Origin of the sequence: Bacillus sp. T33-2, from assembly GCF_002860205.1 — a bacterium.
Taxonomy (GTDB): domain Bacteria; phylum Bacillota; class Bacilli; order Bacillales; family Cytobacillaceae; genus T33-2.
Genome location: NZ_PGVB01000029.1, coordinates 36,066 through 59,681 on the forward strand (window position 1 = coordinate 36,066; position 23,616 = coordinate 59,681).

General features: G+C 44.6%; 24 protein-coding genes. 21 read left to right on the forward strand and 3 right to left on the reverse strand.

All coding sequences use genetic code 11. The annotated features are described in order from the left end of the window. Positions 1-34: 34 nt before the first annotated feature. Genes CVD19_RS18350 through CVD19_RS18360 form a run of 3 tightly spaced genes read right to left on the reverse strand, consistent with a single transcriptional unit; the run spans position 35 to position 2,456 of the window. Positions 35-1,552: a hypothetical protein gene (locus tag CVD19_RS18350; protein ID WP_101584237.1), complete on the reverse strand. Its 1,518-nt coding sequence runs from the start codon at positions 1,550-1,552 to the stop codon at positions 35-37. A gap of 9 nt (positions 1,553-1,561) precedes the next feature. Continuing rightward, positions 1,562-2,044 carry a PulJ/GspJ family protein gene (locus CVD19_RS18355; protein WP_101584240.1) on the reverse strand — a complete coding sequence of 161 codons (483 nt, stop codon included), beginning with the start codon at positions 2,042-2,044 and terminating at the stop codon, positions 1,562-1,564. Beyond that, a complete protein-coding gene (locus tag CVD19_RS18360) occupies positions 2,028-2,456 on the reverse strand; it encodes a prepilin-type N-terminal cleavage/methylation domain-containing protein (protein ID WP_180953697.1) in 429 nt (142 codons plus the stop codon). The genes CVD19_RS18355 and CVD19_RS18360 overlap by 17 nt, the downstream gene beginning before the upstream one ends. 192 nt (positions 2,457-2,648) lie before the next feature. Here CVD19_RS18360 and CVD19_RS18365 point away from each other — a divergent pair, with 192 nt between their 5' ends. The 21 genes from CVD19_RS18365 to CVD19_RS18465 all read left to right on the forward strand — a co-directional run bounded on the left by CVD19_RS18365 (position 2,649) and on the right by CVD19_RS18465 (position 23,575). Continuing rightward, positions 2,649-3,434, forward strand: a complete 786-nt coding sequence (locus CVD19_RS18365; RefSeq protein WP_101584243.1) for a hypothetical protein — start codon at positions 2,649-2,651, stop codon at positions 3,432-3,434. A 39-nt stretch (positions 3,435-3,473) separates the two neighbouring features. Then, positions 3,474-4,838: a G5 domain-containing protein gene (locus CVD19_RS18370; protein ID WP_101584244.1), complete on the forward strand. Its 1,365-nt coding sequence runs from the start codon at positions 3,474-3,476 to the stop codon at positions 4,836-4,838. A 24-nt stretch (positions 4,839-4,862) separates the two neighbouring features. Then, complete coding sequence (locus CVD19_RS18375) at positions 4,863-6,527, forward strand: GspE/PulE family protein (RefSeq protein WP_101584245.1); 1,665 nt, start codon at positions 4,863-4,865, stop codon at positions 6,525-6,527. 13 nt (positions 6,528-6,540) lie between these two features. After that, entirely contained in the window at positions 6,541-7,581 is a 1,041-nt protein-coding gene (locus CVD19_RS18380; protein WP_101584247.1) for a type IV pilus twitching motility protein PilT, read from the forward strand. Continuing rightward, positions 7,581-8,786, forward strand: coding sequence for a type II secretion system F family protein (locus CVD19_RS18385; protein ID WP_101584249.1), 1,206 nt, complete (start codon positions 7,581-7,583; stop codon positions 8,784-8,786). The genes CVD19_RS18380 and CVD19_RS18385 overlap by 1 nt, the downstream gene beginning before the upstream one ends. A gap of 125 nt (positions 8,787-8,911) precedes the next feature. Further along, positions 8,912-9,379, forward strand: coding sequence for a type IV pilin protein (locus CVD19_RS18390; protein WP_101584255.1), 468 nt, complete (start codon positions 8,912-8,914; stop codon positions 9,377-9,379). 13 nt (positions 9,380-9,392) lie between these two features. Next, on the forward strand, positions 9,393-10,148 hold the full coding sequence (locus CVD19_RS18395) for a prepilin peptidase (protein ID WP_101584256.1): 756 nt from the start codon (positions 9,393-9,395) through the stop codon (positions 10,146-10,148). Positions 10,149-10,166: 18 nt separating this feature from the next. Further along, on the forward strand, positions 10,167-11,153 hold the full coding sequence (gene pilM, locus CVD19_RS18400; protein ID WP_101584258.1) for a type IV pilus biogenesis protein PilM: 987 nt from the start codon (positions 10,167-10,169) through the stop codon (positions 11,151-11,153). A gap of 2 nt (positions 11,154-11,155) precedes the next feature. After that, positions 11,156-11,776, forward strand: a complete 621-nt coding sequence (locus tag CVD19_RS18405) for a PilN domain-containing protein (protein WP_101584265.1) — start codon at positions 11,156-11,158, stop codon at positions 11,774-11,776. Further along, the gene (locus tag CVD19_RS18410) at positions 11,773-12,594 is read left to right on the forward strand and encodes a hypothetical protein (protein WP_101584269.1); all 822 of its coding nucleotides are present in this window, start codon (positions 11,773-11,775) and stop codon (positions 12,592-12,594) included. The genes CVD19_RS18405 and CVD19_RS18410 overlap by 4 nt, the downstream gene beginning before the upstream one ends. Before the next feature lie 118 nt (positions 12,595-12,712). Continuing rightward, positions 12,713-13,741 carry an SPOR domain-containing protein gene (locus CVD19_RS18415; RefSeq protein WP_101584270.1) on the forward strand — a complete coding sequence of 343 codons (1,029 nt, stop codon included), beginning with the start codon at positions 12,713-12,715 and terminating at the stop codon, positions 13,739-13,741. A 199-nt stretch (positions 13,742-13,940) separates the two neighbouring features. After that, on the forward strand, positions 13,941-14,513 hold the full coding sequence (locus tag CVD19_RS18420; protein ID WP_101584271.1) for a Maf family protein: 573 nt from the start codon (positions 13,941-13,943) through the stop codon (positions 14,511-14,513). A 65-nt stretch (positions 14,514-14,578) separates the two neighbouring features. Further along, the gene (radC, locus tag CVD19_RS18425; protein WP_101584273.1) at positions 14,579-15,268 is read left to right on the forward strand and encodes a RadC family protein; all 690 of its coding nucleotides are present in this window, start codon (positions 14,579-14,581) and stop codon (positions 15,266-15,268) included. A 161-nt stretch (positions 15,269-15,429) separates the two neighbouring features. Further along, a complete protein-coding gene (locus tag CVD19_RS18430) occupies positions 15,430-16,452 on the forward strand; it encodes a rod shape-determining protein (protein ID WP_101584275.1) in 1,023 nt (340 codons plus the stop codon). Positions 16,453-16,594: 142 nt separating this feature from the next. Continuing rightward, entirely contained in the window at positions 16,595-17,476 is an 882-nt protein-coding gene (mreC, locus tag CVD19_RS18435) for a rod shape-determining protein MreC (RefSeq protein WP_101584278.1), read from the forward strand. Continuing rightward, positions 17,473-17,991, forward strand: a complete 519-nt coding sequence (gene mreD, locus CVD19_RS18440) for a rod shape-determining protein MreD (protein WP_101584279.1) — start codon at positions 17,473-17,475, stop codon at positions 17,989-17,991. Before mreC ends, mreD begins: the two co-directional genes overlap by 4 nt. An 86-nt stretch (positions 17,992-18,077) precedes the next feature. Then, entirely contained in the window at positions 18,078-18,758 is a 681-nt protein-coding gene (gene minC, locus CVD19_RS18445) for a septum site-determining protein MinC (RefSeq protein WP_101584280.1), read from the forward strand. A gap of 1 nt (position 18,759) precedes the next feature. Continuing rightward, positions 18,760-19,563 carry a septum site-determining protein MinD gene (gene minD, locus CVD19_RS18450; RefSeq protein WP_101584281.1) on the forward strand — a complete coding sequence of 268 codons (804 nt, stop codon included), beginning with the start codon at positions 18,760-18,762 and terminating at the stop codon, positions 19,561-19,563. Between the two features lie 1,131 nt (positions 19,564-20,694). Further along, positions 20,695-21,687 (forward strand): MFS transporter, encoded by a 993-nt coding sequence (locus CVD19_RS18455; RefSeq protein WP_257985191.1) that lies wholly within the window; start codon positions 20,695-20,697, stop codon positions 21,685-21,687. Between the two features lie 255 nt (positions 21,688-21,942). After that, entirely contained in the window at positions 21,943-22,719 is a 777-nt protein-coding gene (locus tag CVD19_RS18460) for a M23 family metallopeptidase (protein ID WP_101584521.1), read from the forward strand. Beyond that, positions 22,712-23,575, forward strand: a complete 864-nt coding sequence (locus CVD19_RS18465; RefSeq protein WP_101584282.1) for a M50 family metallopeptidase — start codon at positions 22,712-22,714, stop codon at positions 23,573-23,575. Before CVD19_RS18460 ends, CVD19_RS18465 begins: the two co-directional genes overlap by 8 nt. The last annotated feature ends 41 nt before the right edge of the window (positions 23,576-23,616 follow it).

The following is a 23,616-nucleotide window of genomic DNA, read 5'->3' on the forward strand; positions in this document are numbered from 1 at the left end:
GGCTGCCTGTTTGAGGCAGCCTGCTTATTTTCTATTAATCGTATACAAGATCAATCTCTTCTATCGATAATTTATCAACGGAAGGGATGCCTTGAGGAGGGTTTAGGATTAAGTCGTCATTGTAAATAATGGATAGCCTTGAGTTTTCAGGAGGAATTGTTTCCTGGGATTGTCCCCGCTCTCCGGTTTTAATTGCGTTCAAGGTAATAGATTCACCATAAATTCCCCCAATTATTTTCAGGTTGGAAATTATTCCGGATATCTCTAAATCTTCATTAGAATAAAAGAAAGCATTTAAACGTTTTGGTTCATCAAATGAAAGGTTTAAGAACAGATTGATATTGCCTTCTGCAACCAAAACCATCGTTCCCCCGTCTGTATTATCTGAAAAACTGGAAACCCAAGCGTTGTTTCTTACATATATCGTTCCATTAACATTCATATTGTTGGTGACATATGCAGAATTATTAATGAACATTTGGCCATTAAAATTTAAATCATTTATTACTGAATATCCATTAATAAAGACATATTTTTCTTCTGCAGGATTTTGGAACGCCATTGAGTTCTCCAACTCTATGCTTCCGCTCATATCTGCGGATCCATTTACCTTCAGCGATCCATCTCTGATGATTAATCGACTTCCAGCTTCCATTGTTAGATCATTGGTTATGACATGATTTCCAATTAAGGTAACCGGGGTCTTTCTAGTGACAGTTAAATTCTTTAAAGTAGTTTTAGAACTTAAATCAACATTCTTTTTGTATATTAATCCTATCACATCAATAGATTTTACTTCCTGTGATGTTTCCCTAATATACGGAGGGACGGCAAAATACGTTTGTAAGGAGACAGGATCTGGCTTAAAGGTTGTAAACGAATCTTTGCGCCCTTGTTTATATTTTCCTAAAACAGTTAAGTTGCCTTTTATGGACGGATATGAAGTCTTAATGTATTCTTCCCCAATCCAGTAGTCAAATTTTCCATAGTTGCTACTTTCAATATCTTTTCGAACGAATACATCTCCTTCTATATAGGAAGCGCCATTTAACCGCAGGTTGCCTTTGTCATCATCTTCAACAGTGGATAGACCATTAGAAACTACGGCATATTGAAAAACTTCTTCCACAGTTGAATAAGAAATTTTAATTGTTTTGGTTACATTTCTTCCATTTTCCCCTATTGGAGCTTTAATGCTCACATTCATACCGTTGTCTACAGTATCAAATTCAATCGTACAAGGATTTTCACTCGAGCATCTATTGTGCTGCAAGCCTTCTAATTGCTCTCGCAATTCCTCTTTTAAAGCGGTTTCACTCTTAATTCCCAAGCTGTTAATATTCTCAATTGTGCTTTCAATTTGTGCCATTGCCAACTCAATAGTGTTATCAGCTGACACTTTATTTTGGATATTATTTTCATTTACTGATACATGTCTTGAAGAATTAATAGTAAACCCCATCAATATTAAACCCATAATACTGATTACAGTAAGAATCATAAGGACAGTGAGCAGGGAATAGCCATCGCATTGTTTTAGCACTTTTTTCATTGACATCACTCACTTTGCCAAACCATATTTTTTATACAACTCAAACTCTTTTCCTGTACTAGTATTTTTTATAACAAAATGAACAGTCAATTGGTCATTCTGAAATTTGAAGGTTGTGTTTTCTAAAGAAAATTGATCTGAATTGATTTGTTTACCGCCTGCCAGTAAATTTTCATTATCAATTTTTATGTTAACCGGAGAATTTTCTTTGTGGGTGCCATCCGGATTAAAATCAGAAGCATTGAATGTGGTAAAAGATCCTGTTTCATCTCCGTTAATGGGATCTATTTCATCAATATTTAAAAGAGTCCTGTCAAATTGCTGCGTAATTAAGACTGCCTCATTCCTTAGCTCTGTCTCGTTCATTGATTTATCCGTAGTTTTCATTGTTGAAAATAGTATCGAATATCCAAGAGTAATAATAATTGAAGAGATCGCGAGAACCATTAACAATTCTATTAGAGTTATTCCTTTTTCATTCAATCCCTTCATTTCTTTTGAACCCTTTCAATTCAGTTTCTTTTTGAACATCATTCTCCGTTGAAATTACTGTAACCTGAACAACTAGCAATCTATCTGGTTGTTCTATACTTTGTTCAATGTTAACTGTGGCTATGAGCGATCCTATATCTGTATTTACATCCAACTCCAAAACCTCTATTATATCGATAGTTTCAATACCATTGTCTACAAGATCCCGTAATTCACTATAATCTTTCGCTTTATATACCTCCAAAATGCTCTCAGCTATTTGAACTGAGGAGTATTTATTGGATATCGAACTAGAATGTTTGTAGCTGCTAACTATGTATGAACTAATAATAGAGAAGAGGATTGAGATGATCACTATAGAAGCCAAAACTTCTACCAATGATATACCTTTTTGGTTAAGATGATTATTCAAATGATCACCTACTTTATTCATGGTTATAAAGTAACACGGAAAAATTAAAGGAATGAAAAAATTGGTAAATATTCCTTGGCTTCTTTTAAATTATCCTACTTTATTATACAATATGAGAAAGTCGATTAATGTCTTTTTTTCTAGAAATAAATAGGAATTGCTAGAATAATTGAAAAAAAGTGGGTGGGAGAAATGGAAGCTCTTGTATTCGCTATCCTGTCTCTGGTTGTCGTCATTCCTGCAATCGTTTTTTTGCCGCTTCACCTGACGAGGAATGGGAAGTTAGTACTAATTTTGGTATCTCTTGTGATCGCTTTGATTGGTACCGCTGCAAATGCTGTACTGCCCGTGTGGCAGACTATTTTGGCCGTCAGCCTTCTTGCAGTTTCGATAGGATACATACTTGAACGGCGTATTGCCAACGTTATTTTGGACTCCTCGAAAATAAGTTACCACTCTGAACCATTACTTGCTCACGAAGAAGAATTAAACGATAGTCTCACTCTATCAGCTGCAGAACCGCTCAAACTGGATATACCGACAGATAGTGCCCAGCATAATTTAGAACCTGTTCAAAGCATACATACACTTTCGGATGAAACTGATTTTATGGCTTTAAGTAGTGATTATGATGTCTCCTTCCTCGATAGTCGGAATGAACTTAACAATGAAGCGTTGGTTGACGGAAATGAGAGCGGTATTCATTTAGGCGAGATTCCGTATTTGAGTGATTTAGAAATGCTGATTGATGAGGAAATGCAAATTGGCGTGGACACCATGACCGTCGTCAGTGGACAAACAGTCGGGGAAGGGTTTGGAGACACGGAAATACCGGAAATGGCTTTTCCGAAAGCTGACATTCCTCATCCAAATGGGATTATCGAGTGGATGGATGAAGCCGAAATTGAAGAACTGTCCTTTGTCGATTTAGAAGCTGTTGAGCAAAAGGAAGAGTTTCCTAAAGAAGTTGTGTCGTAACAGATTCGTATAAACGTAAAGGGCAAGGGGGGTGCAATAGTGGGCAAAAGGCAAGGGTTTCGAGTATCGCTAGTATTGATGATCGCTTCAGTATTCATTTTTAGTTTCTCGCATTTTGGTTCCATGGCTTATGGCTCCCTGTCTTTGAAAGCTGATACATTTCCTGAGAACACCTTTATTGGCACTGTCGACGTAGCGGGTAAAACTGAAAGTGAAGCAAAAAGACTCCTTACGGAAAAAACAGAAACATGGCGGTCCAATTCTAGTTATGAATTGGTTTATAAGGAAAAAAGCATAGTTTTTAATCTGGCAAACTTTGTATTTAATATTGATCATTCGGTTGCCTCAGCTCATTCAGGAAATAACAATCCGCTTGACGTGAAATTGGTACCAGGGTCACTTGATGAAATATTGGGGGAACTCTCCCCAAATCTAGTTGAAAAGCGGCTGGATGAAGGTAAGCTTGCCGAAGACATGTTGCAGAAAGCATTAAAACTTGAACCCGGCAAAACAGTATATAACCTAGACAAGGTTATTTCCTCTGAAGGACAGAGAGCCCTGGCATCTGCGGCAATGCAACTTTCCGAAGAGGATTATGGTGCAGAGGAGTTTGCAAGTTCCTTTCCGTCGGTGAAGATCGAACCATTTTCCCAGTTTTCAGTTCAAAATATGATCAAGGAAGCTGGATTAAATCTGTCCCCCAATGTTCTTGGCGCACTCGCCTCCGGAATTTATAAGACCATCCTTCCAACCAATTTTACGGTGGTCGAAAGGCATATAAGCAGTGAACTTCCCGGATATGCAGAAGCCGGTTTCGAAGTCAGGGTGGATATAGGCAGAGAGCTGGACTTCGTCTTTTTTAACCCAAATCAATCAAGTTATGTGATTGATTTTAAATGGGAAAAACCTGAGTTGCATGTAATTTTAAAAGGTGAACCATTCCTGCATAAATACAGTGTCGATCATGTTGAAAAACAGGAGTTTTCACCGAAAACGATAAAACAATACAACCCCCGGCTGACCGCTGGCCAAAAGACTGTGAAAGAAGAAGGTAAGGCAGGCTTGCTTATCAAAGTTAAGCGGGATATTTATGATGAAAAAGAAGTGCTGATTGAGACCCAGACTGTGTCTGAGGATTTCTATCCACCGGTCCATCGCGTTGAAATCCACCCGCTTGACCCGGTTTCAAACGAGCCGGCTGTTCCTGGAAGCGGGACAGCCATAACGATCCCGGAAGCCGGACAAAAAAGTTTGCCATCTACAGGACAAGTCGGGGATACAGCTCCGGTTGTTCCAGCACAAGGCAGCTCAGGCATTCCGGCCTCGACGGATCCAGCTCCCAATGTCCCTGGGACATACCAGGAAGACAGGTTTTGGGGTAAACCAAATGAACAGCCAAAGTGATATAAAAAATGGCGGTGATGAAAAATGAAACACACTCGGCAACGCCTTGGGGATTTATTGGTAGGCGCCGGACTGATCACTGAAGATCAGCTGCAGGCCACATTAAAAGAAAAGTCAGCATCCCAAAAGCTGGGCGATGCACTTTTGCAGCGGGGCCTCATTACTGAGCAGCAGCTGATTGAGGTTCTGGAATTCCAGCTCGGCATCCCTCATATCAGCCTTTACCGATACCCGTTTGATACATCTTTGTTTTCGCTTGTGCCGAAAGAAACCGCAAAGCGCAATCTCGTCATTCCGTTGAAAAAGGAAGGGGACAGGCTGTTTGTCGCCATGGCTGACCCGATGGACTTTTTCACGGTTGACGACCTTCGCCTTTCTACCGGATTTTTGATTGAAACGGCTATCGCCACCAAAGATGACATTATCAGGGCGATCAATAAGTATTACGATATCGATGAAGGCTTTGAGGAGCTGATCGGTGCCGATCTTCCAGGGCTGGAACCGGTGATAGAAGAAAAAATTACTGAGGCTGATTCACCGATTGTGCGGCTCGTCAACCAGCTTCTGTCAAATGCTGCAACAGCAAAGGCAAGTGATATCCATATCGACCCGCAGGAAACAAAAGTCGTCATCCGCTACCGGATAGATGGCATACTCCGGGTGGAGAGGATTCTGCCCAAACATATGCAGAGTGTTCTTACGGCCAGGATAAAAATCATGGCTAATCTGGACATAACCGAAAATCGCATGCCTCAGGACGGCCGTTTTAAAGCGAATCTTGATTTCCATCCAGTGGACCTGCGGGTATCGACACTGCCGACAGTGTTTGGGGAAAAAATCGTTATGCGGATCCTCGATATGGGCAGCACCTTGAATGACATCAATAAGCTTGGGTTGAATAAGCTGAACTTGGCAAGATTCACGCATATGATTTCCAAGCCAAACGGTATCGTTTTTATTACGGGCCCTACGGGTTCAGGGAAGTCGTCCACCCTTTACGCGGCCTTGAACAAGCTCAACAATGAGGAAGTCAACATCATCACAATAGAAGACCCGGTTGAGTACCAGCTTGAAGGCATCAACCAGATCCAGGTTAATCCGAATGTTGGCATGACATTTGCGGCAGGTCTCCGGTCCATCCTCCGCCAGGACCCAAACATCATCATGGTTGGGGAAGTCCGCGACCGGGAAACAGTTGAAGTCGCAGTCAGGGCTTCTCTAACCGGACATCTTGTGTTGAGCACCCTGCATACAAACGATGCCCTCAGCTCTGTTACAAGGATGATTGACATGGGGGTCGAACCATTCCTTGTAGCTTCATCGTTAAGCGGAGTTGTTGCCCAGCGGCTTGTCAGGAAAGTATGCCGAGACTGTGCCGAATCACATTCACCGACAAAACGGGAAATCGATATTTTTGCTAAAAGAGGAATGCAGGTGGAGCAGGTGTGGCGCGGAAGAGGCTGCGCATCGTGCAATATGTCAGGCTACCGGGGCAGGATTGCGATCCACGAGGTGCTCTCAGTCAATGAGGAACTGCGGCGTGCCATCATGAACGAAGAATCGGTGGCACGACTTCGTGAAATTGCCGTAAAAAATAAGACGATTTTCCTGATTGATGATGGTTTGTTAAAAGTTAAACAAGGTATGACCACAACGGAAGAAGTGTTGAGAGTGGCCATTACAGAATAGGTGGGGCGGGAAAGTGAAAGAGAAAATTGAGCATTTATTGCGCGCCGGATTCGAACTGAAAGCATCAGATATCCATATCACGGTAGGGGTTCCGCCTGTGATGAGGATAAACGGGGAGCTGAAGAGATATGGAAAAGACCCGATTAAACCAGAAGATACAGAAGGCATGGCCAGGGCAATCATCCCCGAAAACATGTGGGAACGCTTCAAGGACAATGGTGAACTCGATTTTTCGTACGGACTGCCGGGCATTTCAAGGTTCAGGGTCAATACATACCATCAGAGAGGCTGTATATCGATGGCCTTCCGGATCGTTCCGACAAGAATTCCATCAATAGAAGAGCTTGAACTGCCCGAGTCACTGAAAAAGATTGCTGAAAAGCCCCAGGGTCTTGTCCTTGTCACTGGACCGACCGGAAGCGGAAAGTCTACAACACTGGCAGCCATGATCCAATACATGAACGAGACGATGAGAAAACATATCATCACGCTTGAAGATCCGATTGAATACCTTCACAAGCATGGCAACTCAATCATTGACCAACGGGAAGTCGGGTTTGATACGAACAATTTTGCGAATGGCCTGCGCGCGGCTCTCCGCCAGGACCCTGACGTCATCCTTGTCGGGGAAATGCGTGACCATGAAACGATCCAGACAGCGATAACAGCGGCAGAAACCGGGCATCTTGTCTTCGGGACGCTTCACACCGCAAGCGCCCCGGCAACGATCAACAGGATCATTGACGTATTCCAGCCTGCCCAGCAGGCACAGATCCGGATCCAGCTTGCGTCGGTCCTTGTCTCTGTCATTTCTCAGCGGCTATTCCCAACCTTAGATAAAACAGGGCGGACGGCTGCAACAGAAATCCTGATCAACAATTCAGCCGTTGCCAACCTGATCCGCAATGAAAAAATCCACCAGATTGTCAGCATCATGCAAACGTCAAGATCATCCGGAATGCACACTCTCGAGATGAACATTAAAGAACTGGTCCAGCAAGGCATCATACCGAAAGAAGCGGCTGAACCCTATATGCAGGAGAAGCTGGGCTAATGGCGCGATTCAAGTATTCAGGGAGAGACCGTAAAGGAAAAAAGTCAGGGATCATAACCGCGTCATCAAAGCGGGAAGCTCTTGAAAAGCTGCGTGAAGAAGGCGTCAGGACGACAGAGATCAGTGAACTTCCAGAAACCTTGTTGACCAGGGAAATTTCATTTGGCAATCCAGTCAAGCTCCAGCATCTTGTCATCTATTTGCGGCAATTTGCGACGCTGCTGAAGGCTGGGGTTTCGGTTGTTGACTCAACAAGGATACTTGCCGCCCAGACTGACAGCAAGCCGCTCCGCAAAGCCCTGCTGGATATCGAGCAGGAGCTCCGTGAAGGAAATCCGCTTTCTGAGGCAGCTTTAAAGCATAAAAAGATTTTTTCTTCCATGTATATCAACATGGTCAGGGCAGGGGAAGCCGGCGGAAATATGGACGAGACACTTGAACGGCTTGCCGAGCATTTTGAAAAGCAGCACAACACCCGGCAAAAAGTGATAGCTGCGTTAAGCTACCCTGCCGTAATCGGTGTCATCGCTATTTGCGTCGTGATTTTCCTGCTCGTGTCCGTCGTGCCAACCTTTGTAGATATGTTTGCCGATTTTGGGGGCGAGCTGCCGGGGATTACAAAATTTGTACTTGGCGCGAGTGAATTTATGCAATCATTCTGGTGGCTCGTTGTCCTCGTCATATTTGGATTAATCGCAAGCATACTTGCACTGAGAAAAAACAAACAGGCAAAGTACTACCTGGATGTCGCCACCCTTCGCATGCCGATTTTCGGGAAACTGCTGCAAAAAGCAGTCCTCGCCCGGATGACCAGGACTCTGAGTTCTTTATTCACAAGTTCCGTCCCGATTCTGCAGGCATTGTCAATCGTCGAAAATGTTGTTGAAAACGAAGTGATTGCAAGGGTTCTCCGCGATTCGCGCGATGCCCTTGAAAAAGGACAATCTTTGACATGCCCAATGCGCCAGCACTGGGCGTTTCCGCCGCTCGTGACCCAAATGATTGCCATTGGCGAAGAGACAGGATCACTGGATGCAATGCTCGGAAAAGTTGCTGATTTCTATGAAAAAGAAGTCGAAAACAGCACCGACCAGCTGAAATCCCTGATAGAACCACTCATGATCGTGTTTCTCGCCGGCCTGGTCGGAACAATCGTCACCTCCATCATGGTACCGATGTTTGAAATTTTCAAGCATGTAAACTAGTTTTTACAAAAAGTTACAAAGTCTTATAAAATCTGATACTATTTTATGTATCTATCAATTATAATATTTGTGGATACATATTTCTTTTGTCTTGGGTAAAATTTACTAAAAAGGAGAGAGGAAAAATGTTTAAAGCACTGAAGAAAAAGTTAAAAGATCAAAGAGGTTTGACGCTTGTTGAGTTGTTGGCTGTCATTGTTATTTTGGGGATTATTGCGGCGATTGCGGTGCCGAGTATTGGTAATGTGATTGCTAAATCAAGAGAGGATGCTATAAAAGCTGATGCACTTCAAATACTAGATGCAGCTAGGTTGTATTTAATAGAAAATGAAATGCCTACAGGTGGTATTACTGATACTCATTTAGAACCAGATTACATTGATAGTGTTTCTTCTTTTGGAACGTACACTGTGACACTAAACACCGATAATGTAATGCAATTGGATGGGGAGGGCTCAAATTCAAAAGGTGGAGAGGCAATCGACTTTCAGAACGCAACAAAAGAAGACATAAACAACCCAGCTAATGAAGGTGAACCGATTATCCCTAAACCTGCCCCAGAAGAAGATGAAGAAGAAAATACAAACAATTAATTCGAGGTAGAATTTGGTTTACACACTATTGTTTCTTTATGGTCTAATCTTCGGCTCCTTCTTCAACGTAGTCGGCCTCCGTGTTCCGGAAGGCAAATCAATTGTGGCTCCCCGTTCGTCTTGTCCAAACTGCGGGCACCAATTGACAGCTATAGAGCTGATACCAGTTTTATCATATTTCATCCAAAGGGGGAAATGCCGCAGCTGCCAGGCGCGCATTTCGCCCGTTTATCCTATTTTTGAGCTGTTGACCGGAATACTGTTTGCAGCAGCACCGTTTTTAGTGGGCTGGAACAATGAGCTCATTATCGCCCTAACGCTAATTTCGCTTTTCATGATTATTACGGTTTCAGATTTTGCTTATATGATTATCCCTGATAAAGTTCTGGTCGTGTTTGCGGGGATATTTCTAGTAGAGCGGATTTTCATTCCTCTTTCGCCGTGGTGGGATTCCCTCACCGGTGCTGCGGCGGGATTTTTCCTCCTTTTATTGATTAGCATCATCAGCCGCGGCGGCATGGGTGGGGGCGATATCAAGATGTTCGCTGTCATTGGCTTTGCTTTGGGACTCAAAACGATGCTTCTCTCATTCTTTTTTTCTACGTTTTACGGCGCCTTTTTCGGGATTATTGGCCTCATGCTTGGTTTCGTGAAAAGGAAGGAGCCGATGCCGTTTGGGCCATTCATTGCACTCGGCACGTTAACCGCCTATTTCTTTGGACATGATATTGTTGAAGCATACCTGAATTTATTATCATTCGGATTTTGATTTGAAGGGGTTTTTAAAATGGCGTTATCTCTCTTTTCCGGAAGAAGCAGAGTTATTAATATAGTAATCAATGACCACTCCATCCGGTATGTCGAAATGAAGCAAAAGAACCCTCCGGTCCCGCTTCATTTTGGGGAGCGGTTCCTGCCCGCTGGCATCATCTCTGACGGAAAAATCCAGGATTTTGATACTTTAGCCAATATTCTTGACGAGTGCATTGATGACTGGAAGATCGCTAAAAGAGAGGTACGCTTTACTGTTCCAGATTCGCTCGTAATCATCCGGAAGGTATCGATACCTGAAGATGTGAAAGAGGATGAAATACATGGTTATCTATACCTGGAACTGGGTTCAAGCATTCATCTGCCATTTGATGAGCCTGTCTTTGATACGGTGTCACTTAGCCTGGGAAACGGTAAGAAAGAAATACTGCTGTTCGCTGCTCCTGAGAAGTATGTGATGGAGTATTCCGACCTGTTTAAAACGGTGAGGCTTAAGCCGTTGGCGGCTGACATTTCACCGCTGGCGATCTACCGTCTCTATCACCAAAGCGGCATGGCAAAACCGAATGAGCGGCTGTTGTCGATCCAATTCGACCTCCGGCTCGTAAGCATGTGCATTTTTGAAGGCAACATCCCCGTCTTCATGCGCCATATTCCGGTTGAATTAAGCAAAGACTGGGATGTAAGCCTTGGCACGTCAGGAACTCAGGAGCTCACTTTTTACGGGGAAATGAATGAATTAATATTCCACTTTGAGGATATCTACAAGGAAATCAACAAATTAATGGATTTCTACCGTTATACCCTGACCCAGGGGAAAAAGGAAGTAACAAGGATTTTACTGAATGGGGACCATCCGATGCTGGACAGGATTTTTGGGGAAATGAACGAGCGTTTTGACCTCCCGGTCGATATGCTGGAAACCAGCATGCCAACGGGGAGCGGTGTGGAGCTGCCGAGAGCATTCCATCTGCCACTGGGACTTGGTTTGAAAGAGGTGTAATCATGCTGGTTGAAATTAATCTATTGCCTAAAAAAGAACCAAAACACTCCTCTGTGTTATTGATCAGCATTATTATATTTATAGTTTTTGCGGCTTTAGCCGCACTTATATATTGGCAGGCAAATACCTATGAAAAACAGATCGGAGCGGTTGACAAGGAGCTTGCCACTGTACAAAAGCTCAACATGGCCCAACAGAAAAAACTGGCAGATAATGAATCATTAAGCTCTGCTGCCGAATTGCAAAAAGCAGCAGAATGGGCACAGCAGTATCCGGTCGAAACTGTACCAATATTGCGCAATATTATCTCACTGCTCCCAGAACGCGGGTTCATTCAATTCTTTCAATACGCAAATCCCGGGACTGTGAATATTAGACTCCAGTTTGACACTACACGTGATGCGGCCTATTACTTAAATTCTCTTAAAGAGTCCGAATGGGTGGAAAATGCCGATCTTCTTTCAATCACAGCACAGGGTGAAGAAGAGAAGGCTGAAACTGAGAAAAATGGCGAGTCAGACGGGACATTTTTGCCTCGATATACAGCTGAATATGTAATCGATCTGGCTCCTGGGTATTTTACTAACAATGGGAACATCGCAAAAGGAGGGGAAGGATCATGAACCTCCGTTTAGAAAAGAAAGAAATTATCATATTAGCTGTGTCCGTCCTGCTTGCGTTGCTCGTCTATGCTGCTGCCCAGTTTTTTTATATAAAACCAGCGAAACAGAGCATCGAGCAAAAAGAAAGCCAGCTAAAGATGGAGTCGAAGCTGCTCGCATCAGTAGGCAAACAGTTATCGCCAAAAAAAGAAACAGAACTGAGCAGCACAGCGGAACTGCAAAAGATTCTTCCTGTTGATCCCATGGTTGAACAGCTGGTCCTCGATCTGGAAAAGGCTGAGGTGGTGTCAGGCAGCTTCATTTCCTCGATGGAGTTCGGAGAGGGAGAATTAGTGGAAGAAAGCACGCAGCCTGATTCAGATTCTCAGGAAACGGAATCGGCAGGAACCCAGACTGCCAACCCAAGCGGTGAAAATACCCAGCCTGAACAAAATAATGGGAGCAGCGAAATAGCTGAACAGAATGACAATGGTTTGAAGATGCCTGAAGGCGTAAAGAAGACATCTGTATTGCTTACAGTCAGGTCGGAAAACTATGCAGATGTTGAACAGTTCATCGAAATGCTCGAAAACCTGAAACGGATAGTGACGGTAGAATCGATTGAATTTAATGGTCCGGATGAAGTCACAGCCCTTGCGGAAGACGAACAGCCGGTTACGTTTAAGCTGACAGTATCAGCGTATTATATGCCCGAGCTTGACGGCTTGGAAAGCAGCAAGCCTACACTGGAAGGTCCTGAACCTGCAAATAAATTAAACCCGTTCGGATCATTTATTGATCCTGTTGAAGAACTCGCAGAACAGGAAAACCCGCAGTAATCTACTAAAAAATTTGTTGAAAGTCTCCAATAACAAGACGACAAAAGTCTTGTTATTTTTTTTTGCCCCTATGATAGGATGAAACAAACTTGATGCCCAAATGAAAGGGGGACTGACATTGGACAAGCCCGGAAAAACGGTTACGATAAAGATCAATGGAAAGGACCATCATTTTAAAAATGTCCAGCAGGAAAATAAAAAGCCCCGGAAAAAGAAGCAGCAGCGCCTGCCTGAGCAACGGGTTGCATCTTGGCAAACTGCAGCCGCACAGGAGGAGGAGAGCTTTGACTGGATCCTGCCGGATATTGTGCCTTCAGATGGCTTGAAAGAAACCAAGGCCGCTGTTGAACCGAAAAAACATCAAAAGAATGGTGTCCGTCTGCCCGCCCTGAATAAAAGCAGCAAGCAAAATGAGGTATTTTCAAGGATCTTCCTGACCGTTCTTTTTGCAGTAATATTAGGGACAAGCATCGGGTTTATCATACTGAAGCTGGTGACTTCCGAGGCAGCGCCTGAAGTCCAGAACAAGCCGGAAACGCCAGTCCTGGAGAAGACTGAAGAAGAAGCTGGCGGAAACACTGCGGCGGTAACGGGGACTGCGCCCCTAAAGCCAATCTCCACCTATGTCGTACAGGGCGGAGTCTATACGACAGAAGACGGAGCGAATGATATCGCCAAAACGATAGAAGCAAAAGGGATTCCAGTAAAGGTGTTCCCTTCTAATGGCAAGTTTGCCCTTTTGTTGGCTGCCGCTGATTCACTTCAACGAGCGAAACAGCTTTCAACCGACCTGAAAAGCAAAGGAATCGATGTATTTGCGAAGCCGCTGGAAATAGGAAGTGCCAGTCTTTCCGGGCTAAAAAAGGACGAGCAAAAGATAGTCGAAACCACCCCTGAAATGTTTGCTCTCCTGTCAGGAGCAGGATCTGAAGAAGCTGGCAAAAAAGTAGCTGACCTGCAGGCCAATCTGAATAAGATTCCTGATAAAAATATTTCGCACAAGGAATTAAAAACAATTAAGTCCAGTCTCCAGCAAGCCTCAGCCTCTTTCCTTTCCTATCAGAAAACAAAGGACGAGGGGAAGAACGCAGAGATGCAAAATGAACTGCTGTCTGTGCTGGCATCTTACCAGACATTGGGGAAATAATAGGTGGGACCTAAAAAAGCCGCACGGTAGCAGGAATATTTTCTGGGATATAGCATAAATTAGCAGGGCCTGTCGCAGTTTTCGACAGGCCCTGATTTTTTTCGGCATAATTTCCAGCTAAAAATTGTTTGAAAGCCCGAATTTTGTTACGATTAGTTTGTATCTCCCTAGATGCAATTTATTAAAGAAAGGTGATGTTATGCAGCGCCTGATATTAGCCTCTTCTTCTCCACGGCGAAAAGAACTTCTTGAAAACCTCCACTTAACGTTTGAAATTTCCGGCAGCAATGCAGATGAGAGCTTCGATCCCGGCCTGAGCCCCGAGGAAGCGGTAATGGCGCTGGCGTTTAGAAAAGCGAGCTCAGTGGCCCGACACTTCCCTGATGACTACGTGCTCGGTTCCGACACTGTCGTAGTAATTGAGGGAACCATACTTGGAAAACCGGCAGGCAGTCAGGAAGCGTTCGAAATGCTAAAAATGCTCTCAGGTAAGACACATTCTGTTTACACCGGAGTTTCAATCGTTGCCCCAGAGAAAAAAGTCAATTTTTACGAAAAAACCGAAGTGACGTTCTGGGAGTTAACTGACGATGAGATCAACACGTACATAAAAAGCGGTGAACCTTTCGATAAGGCAGGGGGTTATGGCATACAGGGGTTTGGCAGCATGCTCGTCAAGCGAATATCCGGCGATTACTTCACGGTTGTCGGACTCCCTGTGTCAAGGACCGTCCGGGAATTGCGCCGGGCAGGCCTCCCTCTTCCATATTGACCAAACCGTGACAGCTTCGGCTTCTCTTTTGGCTCCCCGTCACCAGATGATAGGGAGGAATGTTTTTGAAAACCGAAACATTGATGATTCGCGATTATCCGCAAACCGAGCGCCCGAGAGAACGTTTCGTCCAAAACGGGCCGCAAAGCCTGTCCAACCAGGAATTGCTTGCCCTCCTGCTTGGAACGGGCACAAAGCAGGAATCTGTGCTCCAGCTTGCCAGCCGGCTTCTGACCGAGTTTGAAGGCTTGAGGCTGTTAAAGGATGCGACCCTGGAGGAACTGATTGCCATAAAGGGAATTGGAACTGCAAAAGCAGTCCATATTCTGGCCGCCGTCGAAATCGGCAGGAGGATTGCCGGGCATACGCTTGAGGAACGATACGTTATCCGCTCTCCTGAAGACGGGGCCAAGTATATGATGAACGAAATGAGATTTCTGACACAGGAGCATTTTGTCTGCCTGTACTTAAACACCAAAAACCAGGTGCTCCATCGCCAGACAATCTTTATCGGGAGCCTGAACGCGTCGATTGTCCACCCACGGGAAGTTTTCAGGGAAGCAGTGAGGCGGTCAGCAGCTTCTGTCATATGCCTCCATAATCATCCGAGCGGGGACCCTACTCCAAGCAGGGAAGATATCGAGGTGACAAAAAGGCTGTCGGAGTGCGGAAAAATTGTTGGCATTGAATTGCTTGACCATCTTATTATTGGAGAAAATAAATTTGTTAGTTTAAAGGAAAAAGGGTATGTATGACACTAGGATTTTATTTGACGTTGGGATATAATATAATTTATGGTTTTTGGAGGATGGACTAACAATCCGCAAAATATATTTAACCTAAACCTCAATTAATTGACTGTAAATATATTGCCTGTTCTTTAATTGCATTTTTGTTATGAAAGGGAGATACAATCATGTTTGGAATTGGAACAAGAGACCTGGGAATCGATTTGGGGACTGCTAATACCCTTGTATATGTAAAAGGAAAAGGAATCGTTTTGCGCGAGCCATCAGTTGTGGCAATGCAAACAGATACAAAAAACATTGTGGCAGTGGGAAATGACGCCAAGAATATGATTGGCCGTACACCTGGCAATGTTGTAGCCTTGAGACCCATGAGGGATGGGGTCATCGCTGATTATGAGACAACGGCAACAATGATGAAATACTATATTAAACAGGCCACAAAAAACAAAGGCTTCTTCTCGGGGAAGCCATACGTAATGGTTTGTGTGCCATCGGGGATTACAGCTGTTGAAGAACGGGCAGTAATTGATGCTACCCGCCAGGCAGGTGCAAGGGATGCTTTCCCGATTGAAGAACCTTTCGCCGCAGCGATCGGCGCGAACCTCCCGGTATGGGAGCCTACTGGCAGCATGGTTGTTGACATCGGCGGAGGCACGACTGAAGTGGCGATCATTTCCCTTGGCGGGATTGTAACGTCACAGTCTATCCGGATTGCCGGTGATGAAATGGATGACGCAATCATTAATTATATCCGGAAAAATTACAACCTGATGATCGGTGAGCGTACAGCTGAATCCATAAAGGTGGAGATCGGCTCTGCCGGCAACCCTGAAGGCATCGAAAACATGGAGATCCGTGGACGGGACCTTCTTACAGGCTTGCCGAAGACGATTGAAATCACTCCGGAGGAAATTGCCGCTGCGTTGCACGATACTGTTTATGCCATTGTCGATGCTGTCAAACTGACGCTGGAAAAAACCCCGCCTGAGCTTGCGTCCGATATTATGGACCGGGGCATTGTGCTGACTGGTGGTGGCGCCCTTCTACGGAATTTGGACAAGGTGATCAGCGATGAAACGAAAATGCCTGTGCTCATTGCTGAAGATCCGCTTGACTGCGTCGCGATCGGAACAGGCAAAGCATTGGAGCATATTGACTTATTCAAAAACAAGGCAAAAGAATCCCGTTAAATGAACGGAAACTAATCCGCAAATAAACGAAAAGAATCCCAATAAAAAAGCGGAAGAATTGATCCGAAATAAAGGATGCCGTTTACCAGCGGAAAGTGATCCGCAATAAATAGGAAATCAATAATAATCAGAGGTGTAAATCATGCCACAGTTTTTCCTTAATAAACGCCTGATTATTTTGCTTGTCAGCATTATTATCCTCGTGGCATTGATTGGTTTTTCATTAAGGGAGCGGGAGCAGTTGACCTGGCCGGAGCAGTTTGTGAAGGATACTGCAGGCTGGGTCCAATCCCTTGTCTCCAGGCCTGCCCGTTATATTGCCGGCTTTGTTGAAAACCTTCAAGACTTGCAAAATACATATGACGAAAACAAAGAATTGAAGAAACGTCTCGACGATATCGCGAGACTCGAAGCCAGGGTCCATTCTTTAGAAAAAGACAACAAGGAACTACAGGAAATATTAGATGTAAAAGAATCGCTGGCAGATTATGAGCCAAAACAGGCAACTGTAATTGGCCGAAGCCCTGACCATTGGCATGAGCTCCTTATCATTAACAAAGGAAAGTCTAACGGCGTTAAACAAAATATGGCTGTCATGACCCCTGGGGGGTTGATTGGAAAAGTGAAAAGTGCGACGACTTTCACCGCCACTGTCCAATTGTTAAGCTCGATGGATCCGAAAAACAGGATTTCTGCAGTGATTCAGGGTGAAACACCTGAAGAGCGCCATTTCGGAACGATCGAAGGCTTTGATAAAAATGACGAATTGCTTCTGCTAAAAGGCATTCCTTACGACGTAAAAGTGACAAAAGGCCAAAATGTCGTTACATCAGGCCTTGGCGGCGTTTTCCCGAAAGACCTGCCGGTAGGAACAGTAGTCAAAACGGTACCTGATGAATATGGGCTCAACCAGACAGCCTACGTGCAACCTGGAGCCGATTTTTATGATATCGAGCATGTAATGGTAGTGAAAAGGCAAATGCCGGGTCCCAACATAGAGAACGCAGGGGAGGGGGGACTGTGAACCGGTTCCTTTTGCCAGTCCTGTTCGGTTTCTTATTCATACTGGAAAGCTTGTTCGTCGAACTGCTCCCTGCAGAACTATTTAACAGCGACCGGATCCTCGTTCCGCATTTTTTGATGGCGGGGCTTCTTTTATTGACCATCTACGGCAGCTTTAAACATGGAATCATCTATGCTTTTGTCTTCGGCTTGCTTTTTGATATCGTATATACAGAAGTAATCGGGATTTACTTGTTCGTCTTTCCGTTAATGTCTTATATTTTTGCAAGGATCATGAAGATTCTCCAGGTGAACATCCTGATTGTGTCTGTCATTTCCTTATTCGTCATTGCCCTTCTTGAAGTGGCAGTATATGAAATGAACTATCTGATCAATGTGACGGATTTGGATTTTAAAACCTTTGCAACAATTCGGCTGTTCCCAACATTAATTTTGAACCTGGCATTTATCATCATCGCGGTGTTCCCGTTAAAGAGGCAGTTTGAAAAGTTTGCGGAAGCATTGCGAAATGATTGATAAAATATCTGTGTTAGTTGCAAAGTCAATAAAGGAATTTCAGCAGGGACTGTCGAATTTCTTTTACCATTGAGGTGAACATCCGTATGAAAAAAACACAAAATGTGACAATAAAAGGCACCAAGAACGGTTTAACGCTCCATCTCGATGATTCTTGCTCTTACGAAGAATTAAAAAACGAGCTCAACCAAAAGCTATCCAATTCTTTACGCGTCCAGGAAGACCGCCAGCTCCTTTCAGTGAAGGTCAAGGTCGGAAACCGGTACCTCACGGAAAAGCAGCAGGAAGAGATAAAAGATTTAATTCGACAAAAAAAGAACCTTTTTGTCGAAGAGATTGAAATGGATGTTATCAGAAAAAAAGAAGCAGAGAAGCTGCAGCTTGAAAAAGAAATTGTGCCTGTTGCCAGGATCGTCCGGTCAGGGCAGGTTCTTGAGGTCCCGGGAGACTTGCTGTTGATAGGGGACGTTAATCCAGGCGGGACCGTGAAGGCGGGCGGCAACATCTTTATCATGGGAACTCTGAAAGGGACCGCCCACGCCGGCAGCCATGGCAACGAAAATGCCGTTATTGCAGCATCTGTCATGAAACCTACCCAGCTGAGGATCAGTGATTGCATTAACCGGGCACCAGACCAATATTCATCAGATGACAGCCGTTCGATGGAATGTGCATACATATCTAAAAACCAGCAAATTGTAGTTGATAGATTACAAGTTTTGATACAACAAAGACCTGATTTAACGAGATTGGAAGGAGGACGCTAAAATGGGAGAGGCGATAGTAATCACATCCGGAAAAGGCGGAGTTGGGAAAACGACAACTTCGGCCAATGTCGGCACAGCGCTTGCCCTTCAAGGCAAAAGGGTATGCCTGGTTGATACGGATATTGGCCTGCGTAATTTAGATGTTGTAATGGGGCTGGAGAATCGCATCATCTATGACTTGGTCGACGTGGTAGAAGGCCGTTGTAAAATCCACCAGGCCCTTGTAAAGGATAAACGTTTCGACGACCTTCTTTACTTGCTGCCGGCAGCCCAGACAAGCGATAAAACCGCTGTCAAACCGGAGCAAATGAAAAAGCTCATCACTGAATTGAAGCAGGATTATGATTACATCGTAATCGATTGTCCGGCTGGAATTGAACAAGGCTATAAAAATGCCGTGGCAGGTGCGGATAAGGCAATAGTGGTGACAACCCCCGAGGTTTCTGCCGTACGGGATGCTGACCGGATCATCGGGCTGCTCGAGAAAGAGGAAAATGTTGAAGCACCCAAACTGATCATAAACCGGATCCGCAACCATATGATGAAAAGCGGGGATATGCTGGACGTGGACGAAATCACCACCCATCTCTCGATTGACCTGATCGGCATAGTCGCAGACGACGATGAAGTCATCAAGGCATCCAACCATGGCGAACCGATTGCCCTGAATCCAAACAGCAGAGCATCCATCGCCTACCGGAACATCGCCCGGAGAATCCTTGGCGAGTCGGTGCCCCTCCAGCCTTTAGAATCTGATAACAAAGGTGTATTTTCAAAACTGAAGAAATTCTTTGGTGTACGGTAATTTTTGAATGAACCCTGGCGGCAGCCGGGGTATTTTTATAAGATAGAAAGTATAAAATTTTCGTCATTCCACAGTACCGGTTACTGGAATTTTTATTAACCCATGATTAGGTCAATTCGTTGACAAACCATCAGGGTCCGTTCCTAAGTAACGCTATTTTGAGGAGGAATGCTGATACGGTCATCTAGCCAAATTCTAGGTGACGCAAACAGGTATCGGCAAGCTGGCTCGGTCACCTAGATTGGTTTTAGGTGACGCAAACAGGTTGAGGCTAGCTCTTTTGGTCATCTAGCCGGGTTCTAGGTGACGTAAACAGGTTGAGGCGAGCTAGTTCGGTCACCTAGATGGGTTCTAGGTGACGTAAACAAGTTGAGGCGAGCTAGTTCGGTCACCTAGATGGGTTCTAGGTGATACAAACAGGTTGAGGCGAGCTAGTTCGGTCACCTAGCCGGGTTCTAGGTGATGGGCTAATAAATCCTAGACATAGCTATAACCTTATAGATGACGATCCCATAAAGAATACTTTATATTAGCTATGAAAGACAGAATCCTCCAGTGAGAGCCAAAATCAGTCCTTCAAAACGGCGATGAAAGACAATACTCTCCAATGAGAGCCAAATCAGTCCTTCATAACGGTAATGAAGGACAATCCCCCCTGTGAGAGGCAAAATCAGTCCTTCAAAACGCCTGTGAAAGACAGAATCCTCAGGTGAGAGCCGAAATCAGTCCTTCATAACGGCTATAAAAGAAAAAACTCCTGCTAAAGACGAAACCAGTCCTTCATCATGGGAATAGATTTAAACCACAACAGAGGCACAGCTCTTTGTGCTATCTGACCACTAATCATGGCGTCAAAATTACGCATCGACCAACTTTTTCCACTATATTATGATTTGGTTAACTAAAAATAGAGGGGATGTTCTACATGACATACGCCAGGCCTCCTTGTTAATCCTTAACACCCTGCCATCCACGGGCACCTCCATATTTTGATTGGCGAAAGTTCAATCAAAACTGAGAGGAGCCAGATCATGGTGTACAGGGAAAACGTTTGGAAACTATATGCCAACCGGTTTTTTCACAACCTGATTCCCGCATATGTTGAAAGGCTGTTTTGGGAGCAGCGGGGGCATGACCATCCAGATCCAGATGGTTGTGTACACAGAAATCATTTATGCGGTGACCATTGTTTTGCTTGAGGTTCCGACAGGCATAATCGCCGATAAATGGGGCCGGAAGAAAATGATGGTGTTAAAGGCTTTGCTGGGTTGCTGCGAGTTCCTTATTTTACTGTTTGCAACGGAGTTCTGGCACTTTGCGGGTGCTGTCTTCCTGGCGGGAATTGGACGTTCTGCATGCAGCGGGGCGGAAAATGCACTGCTTTATGATTCCTTGTTGCTTCAGGGCAAAGAGCAGGACTTTGAAAAATATCTTGGCAGCCTGAATGCGTTTGATTTCACATCAGCCATAATTGCCGGGATCTGTGGGAGTCTTTTAGCCGGCAGGTTTGGTTTTGAGCTGAATTACTGGATATCCTTTTCCGGCATGTTTGTTTCGTTGTGCATTTCGTTAACACTGCTTGAAACCCCGGTTGGAGGCAATCCAGCCGATAAGTCGATAGCAATCAAAGAGTATGTAAATGCTTCACTGCACTTTTTTCGGAAAAACCCAGGTGTATCCCTCGTGGTGCTCTCCGGCATGGTTACAGGTGCGGCTTTGAACTTCATCGATGAGTTTTGGCAGCTGTATTTAAACAGACTGCATATTCCCGTCGTAAATTTCGGATTATTTTCAGCAGCAGTTATGTTGCTCAAACTTCCGGGGAATATACTTGCACACACTTTGAAAAAACGGTTCAGTCACAGGGCATTGCTGTCAGGTGCCACGGCTGTTTTTGCTGCAGGATTCCTATATTTATTTTTCATGCGGGACCTTACCGGTTTGGCGGCCATTCTCCTGATATTTTTATTTTCTGGCATGATTGAGCCTCTGGCAACCGGATATTTGCATCATCGAATTGATTCTTCGATGCGGGCAACAATTGATTCGTTCCAGTCTTTAGGGGCTGAATGCAGTGCTGATCGTTACAGGCATGGGCTTTGGTTATGTATCGGCGAGATTTGATATTTTCGGTGGTTATGCGTTCATTGCATTCATTTGCAGTGTGTTCTTCATTTATTTTATAGCCGCATCCAAAAAGATTGATTAGAATCGTCAGGAGGTTGTCCATTGGGGCAGCCTCTTTTACTTTTTGCACAAAACTGCATATTCATCATTGACGCCGCCACAGACAAGATTGTCCTGCGTTTCCAGTCATACTCCTACCTAAATTCTCATAGACTTGTACAAATTGTGCAAATGGAGAATGGTGGGGTGAAAATGGGGTCAAGAGCTGATGATATAAGAAGAAGGATGATGAAGAGAAAGAAAGACCGGGAGCGCCATCAAAAAGTCACGCAGCACCGTCTCCCGTGGGCAGACGATGAAGAACGGTACGGTTTCGACAAATTGCCAACTTATGAGTTCACTCCAGGTGAAGGTGGCCATCCTTTATTCCGGAAGGAAGTATTCCTGTTTAAGATTTTATGTTCCGCGTGTCTTGTGCTGATCGTCGCGGTCCTGTTCCGGAGCCAGGCAGAGCAGGCTGAACCGGCGAGAAATTATATAAAGCACGCGATGGAAAGCGAGTTCCGGTTTGTGGCTGTTTCCGACTGGTACGAGAAGAAATTCGGAAAGCCGCTCGCATTATTGCCGCTTAAAGAAGATAGCAGCAACAGTAAAAAAAAGTCTTCAGGGACTGAGTACGCCCTCGAGGCCTCCGGAAAAATTATTGAAGATTTCGGAGCCAACGGCCAACGGATCACAATAGAGACAGGCAAAGGCACCGCTGTCGAAGCAATGAATGAAGGGCTCGTCAGCTTTGCCGGGGTGAAGGAAGGCTTCGGGAAGACCGTGATCATCCAGCACGCCGACAAAAGTGAATCATGGTACGGGAACTTGGACAAGATTGATGTCAGTCTGATGGAGTACATTGATAAAGGGAGGAAGGTTGGCACCCCGACCGAAAGCGCAGATGGCACAAAGGGAGCATTCTATTTTGCCATTAAAAAAGGGGATGATTTTGTCGATCCCATTCCGGTGATCCGGTTTGAATAAATATTTTGACCTTTTAAAGCTGGTCTATATCCATCCCCTCATGTGGGCCGTGATTGCCGTTGCGGTTGCCACTGCCCATTTTGTGGAAGTATCCCTTCTGCTGTTTATTATCTTTATTCACGAAATGGGTCATGCGGCAGCGGCTGCTTTTTTTTCATGGAGAGTCAGGAAAATCAGCCTGCTCCCCTTTGGCGGGGTGGCTGAAATGGAGGAGCATGGCAACCGGCCGCTATTTGAAGAGGCAATTGTTGTACTTGCCGGGCCAATCCAGCACGTATGGTTAATGGTATTGGGGCTTTTCCTTTATTTTTCGGGGCTTTTCCCGGAGTATTGGTATTCATTGTTTATTGAATATAACTTAATGATTCTACTTTTCAACCTGTTCCCAATCTGGCCACTCGACGGTGGTAAAATCCTGTTCCTGCTGTTCTCTTTGAATAAACCTTTTCCAGAAGCCCATCTGCATACACTGTCATTTTCGGCTGTTTCACTGATGGTGTTCATATTAATTGTATTGTTGACTGCCCCCTTCACCTTGAACGTCTGGATCATCATGATCTTTCTGGCTGTTTCACTTTACATTGAATGGAAGCAGCGGCGTTACATTTTTATCCGCTTTTTAATGGAAAGGTATTACGGAAAACAGGAAGGGTTCAGGTCAATGAAGCCCCTCAGGGTGGCAAAGGAAGATTTACTGGTCAATGTGCTGCAGAAATTCCAGAGGGGCTGCAAGCATCCCGTCATTGTCGAGCATCACGGTATGGAAACCGCTTTGGACGAAAATGAACTGCTGCATGCGTATTTTACCGATAAATTATTAACTGCCAAAATCAGCGATTTGCTTTACACTTATTGAAGATAGATAATAGGAATGATACATGTTCGTTACACTGTGAA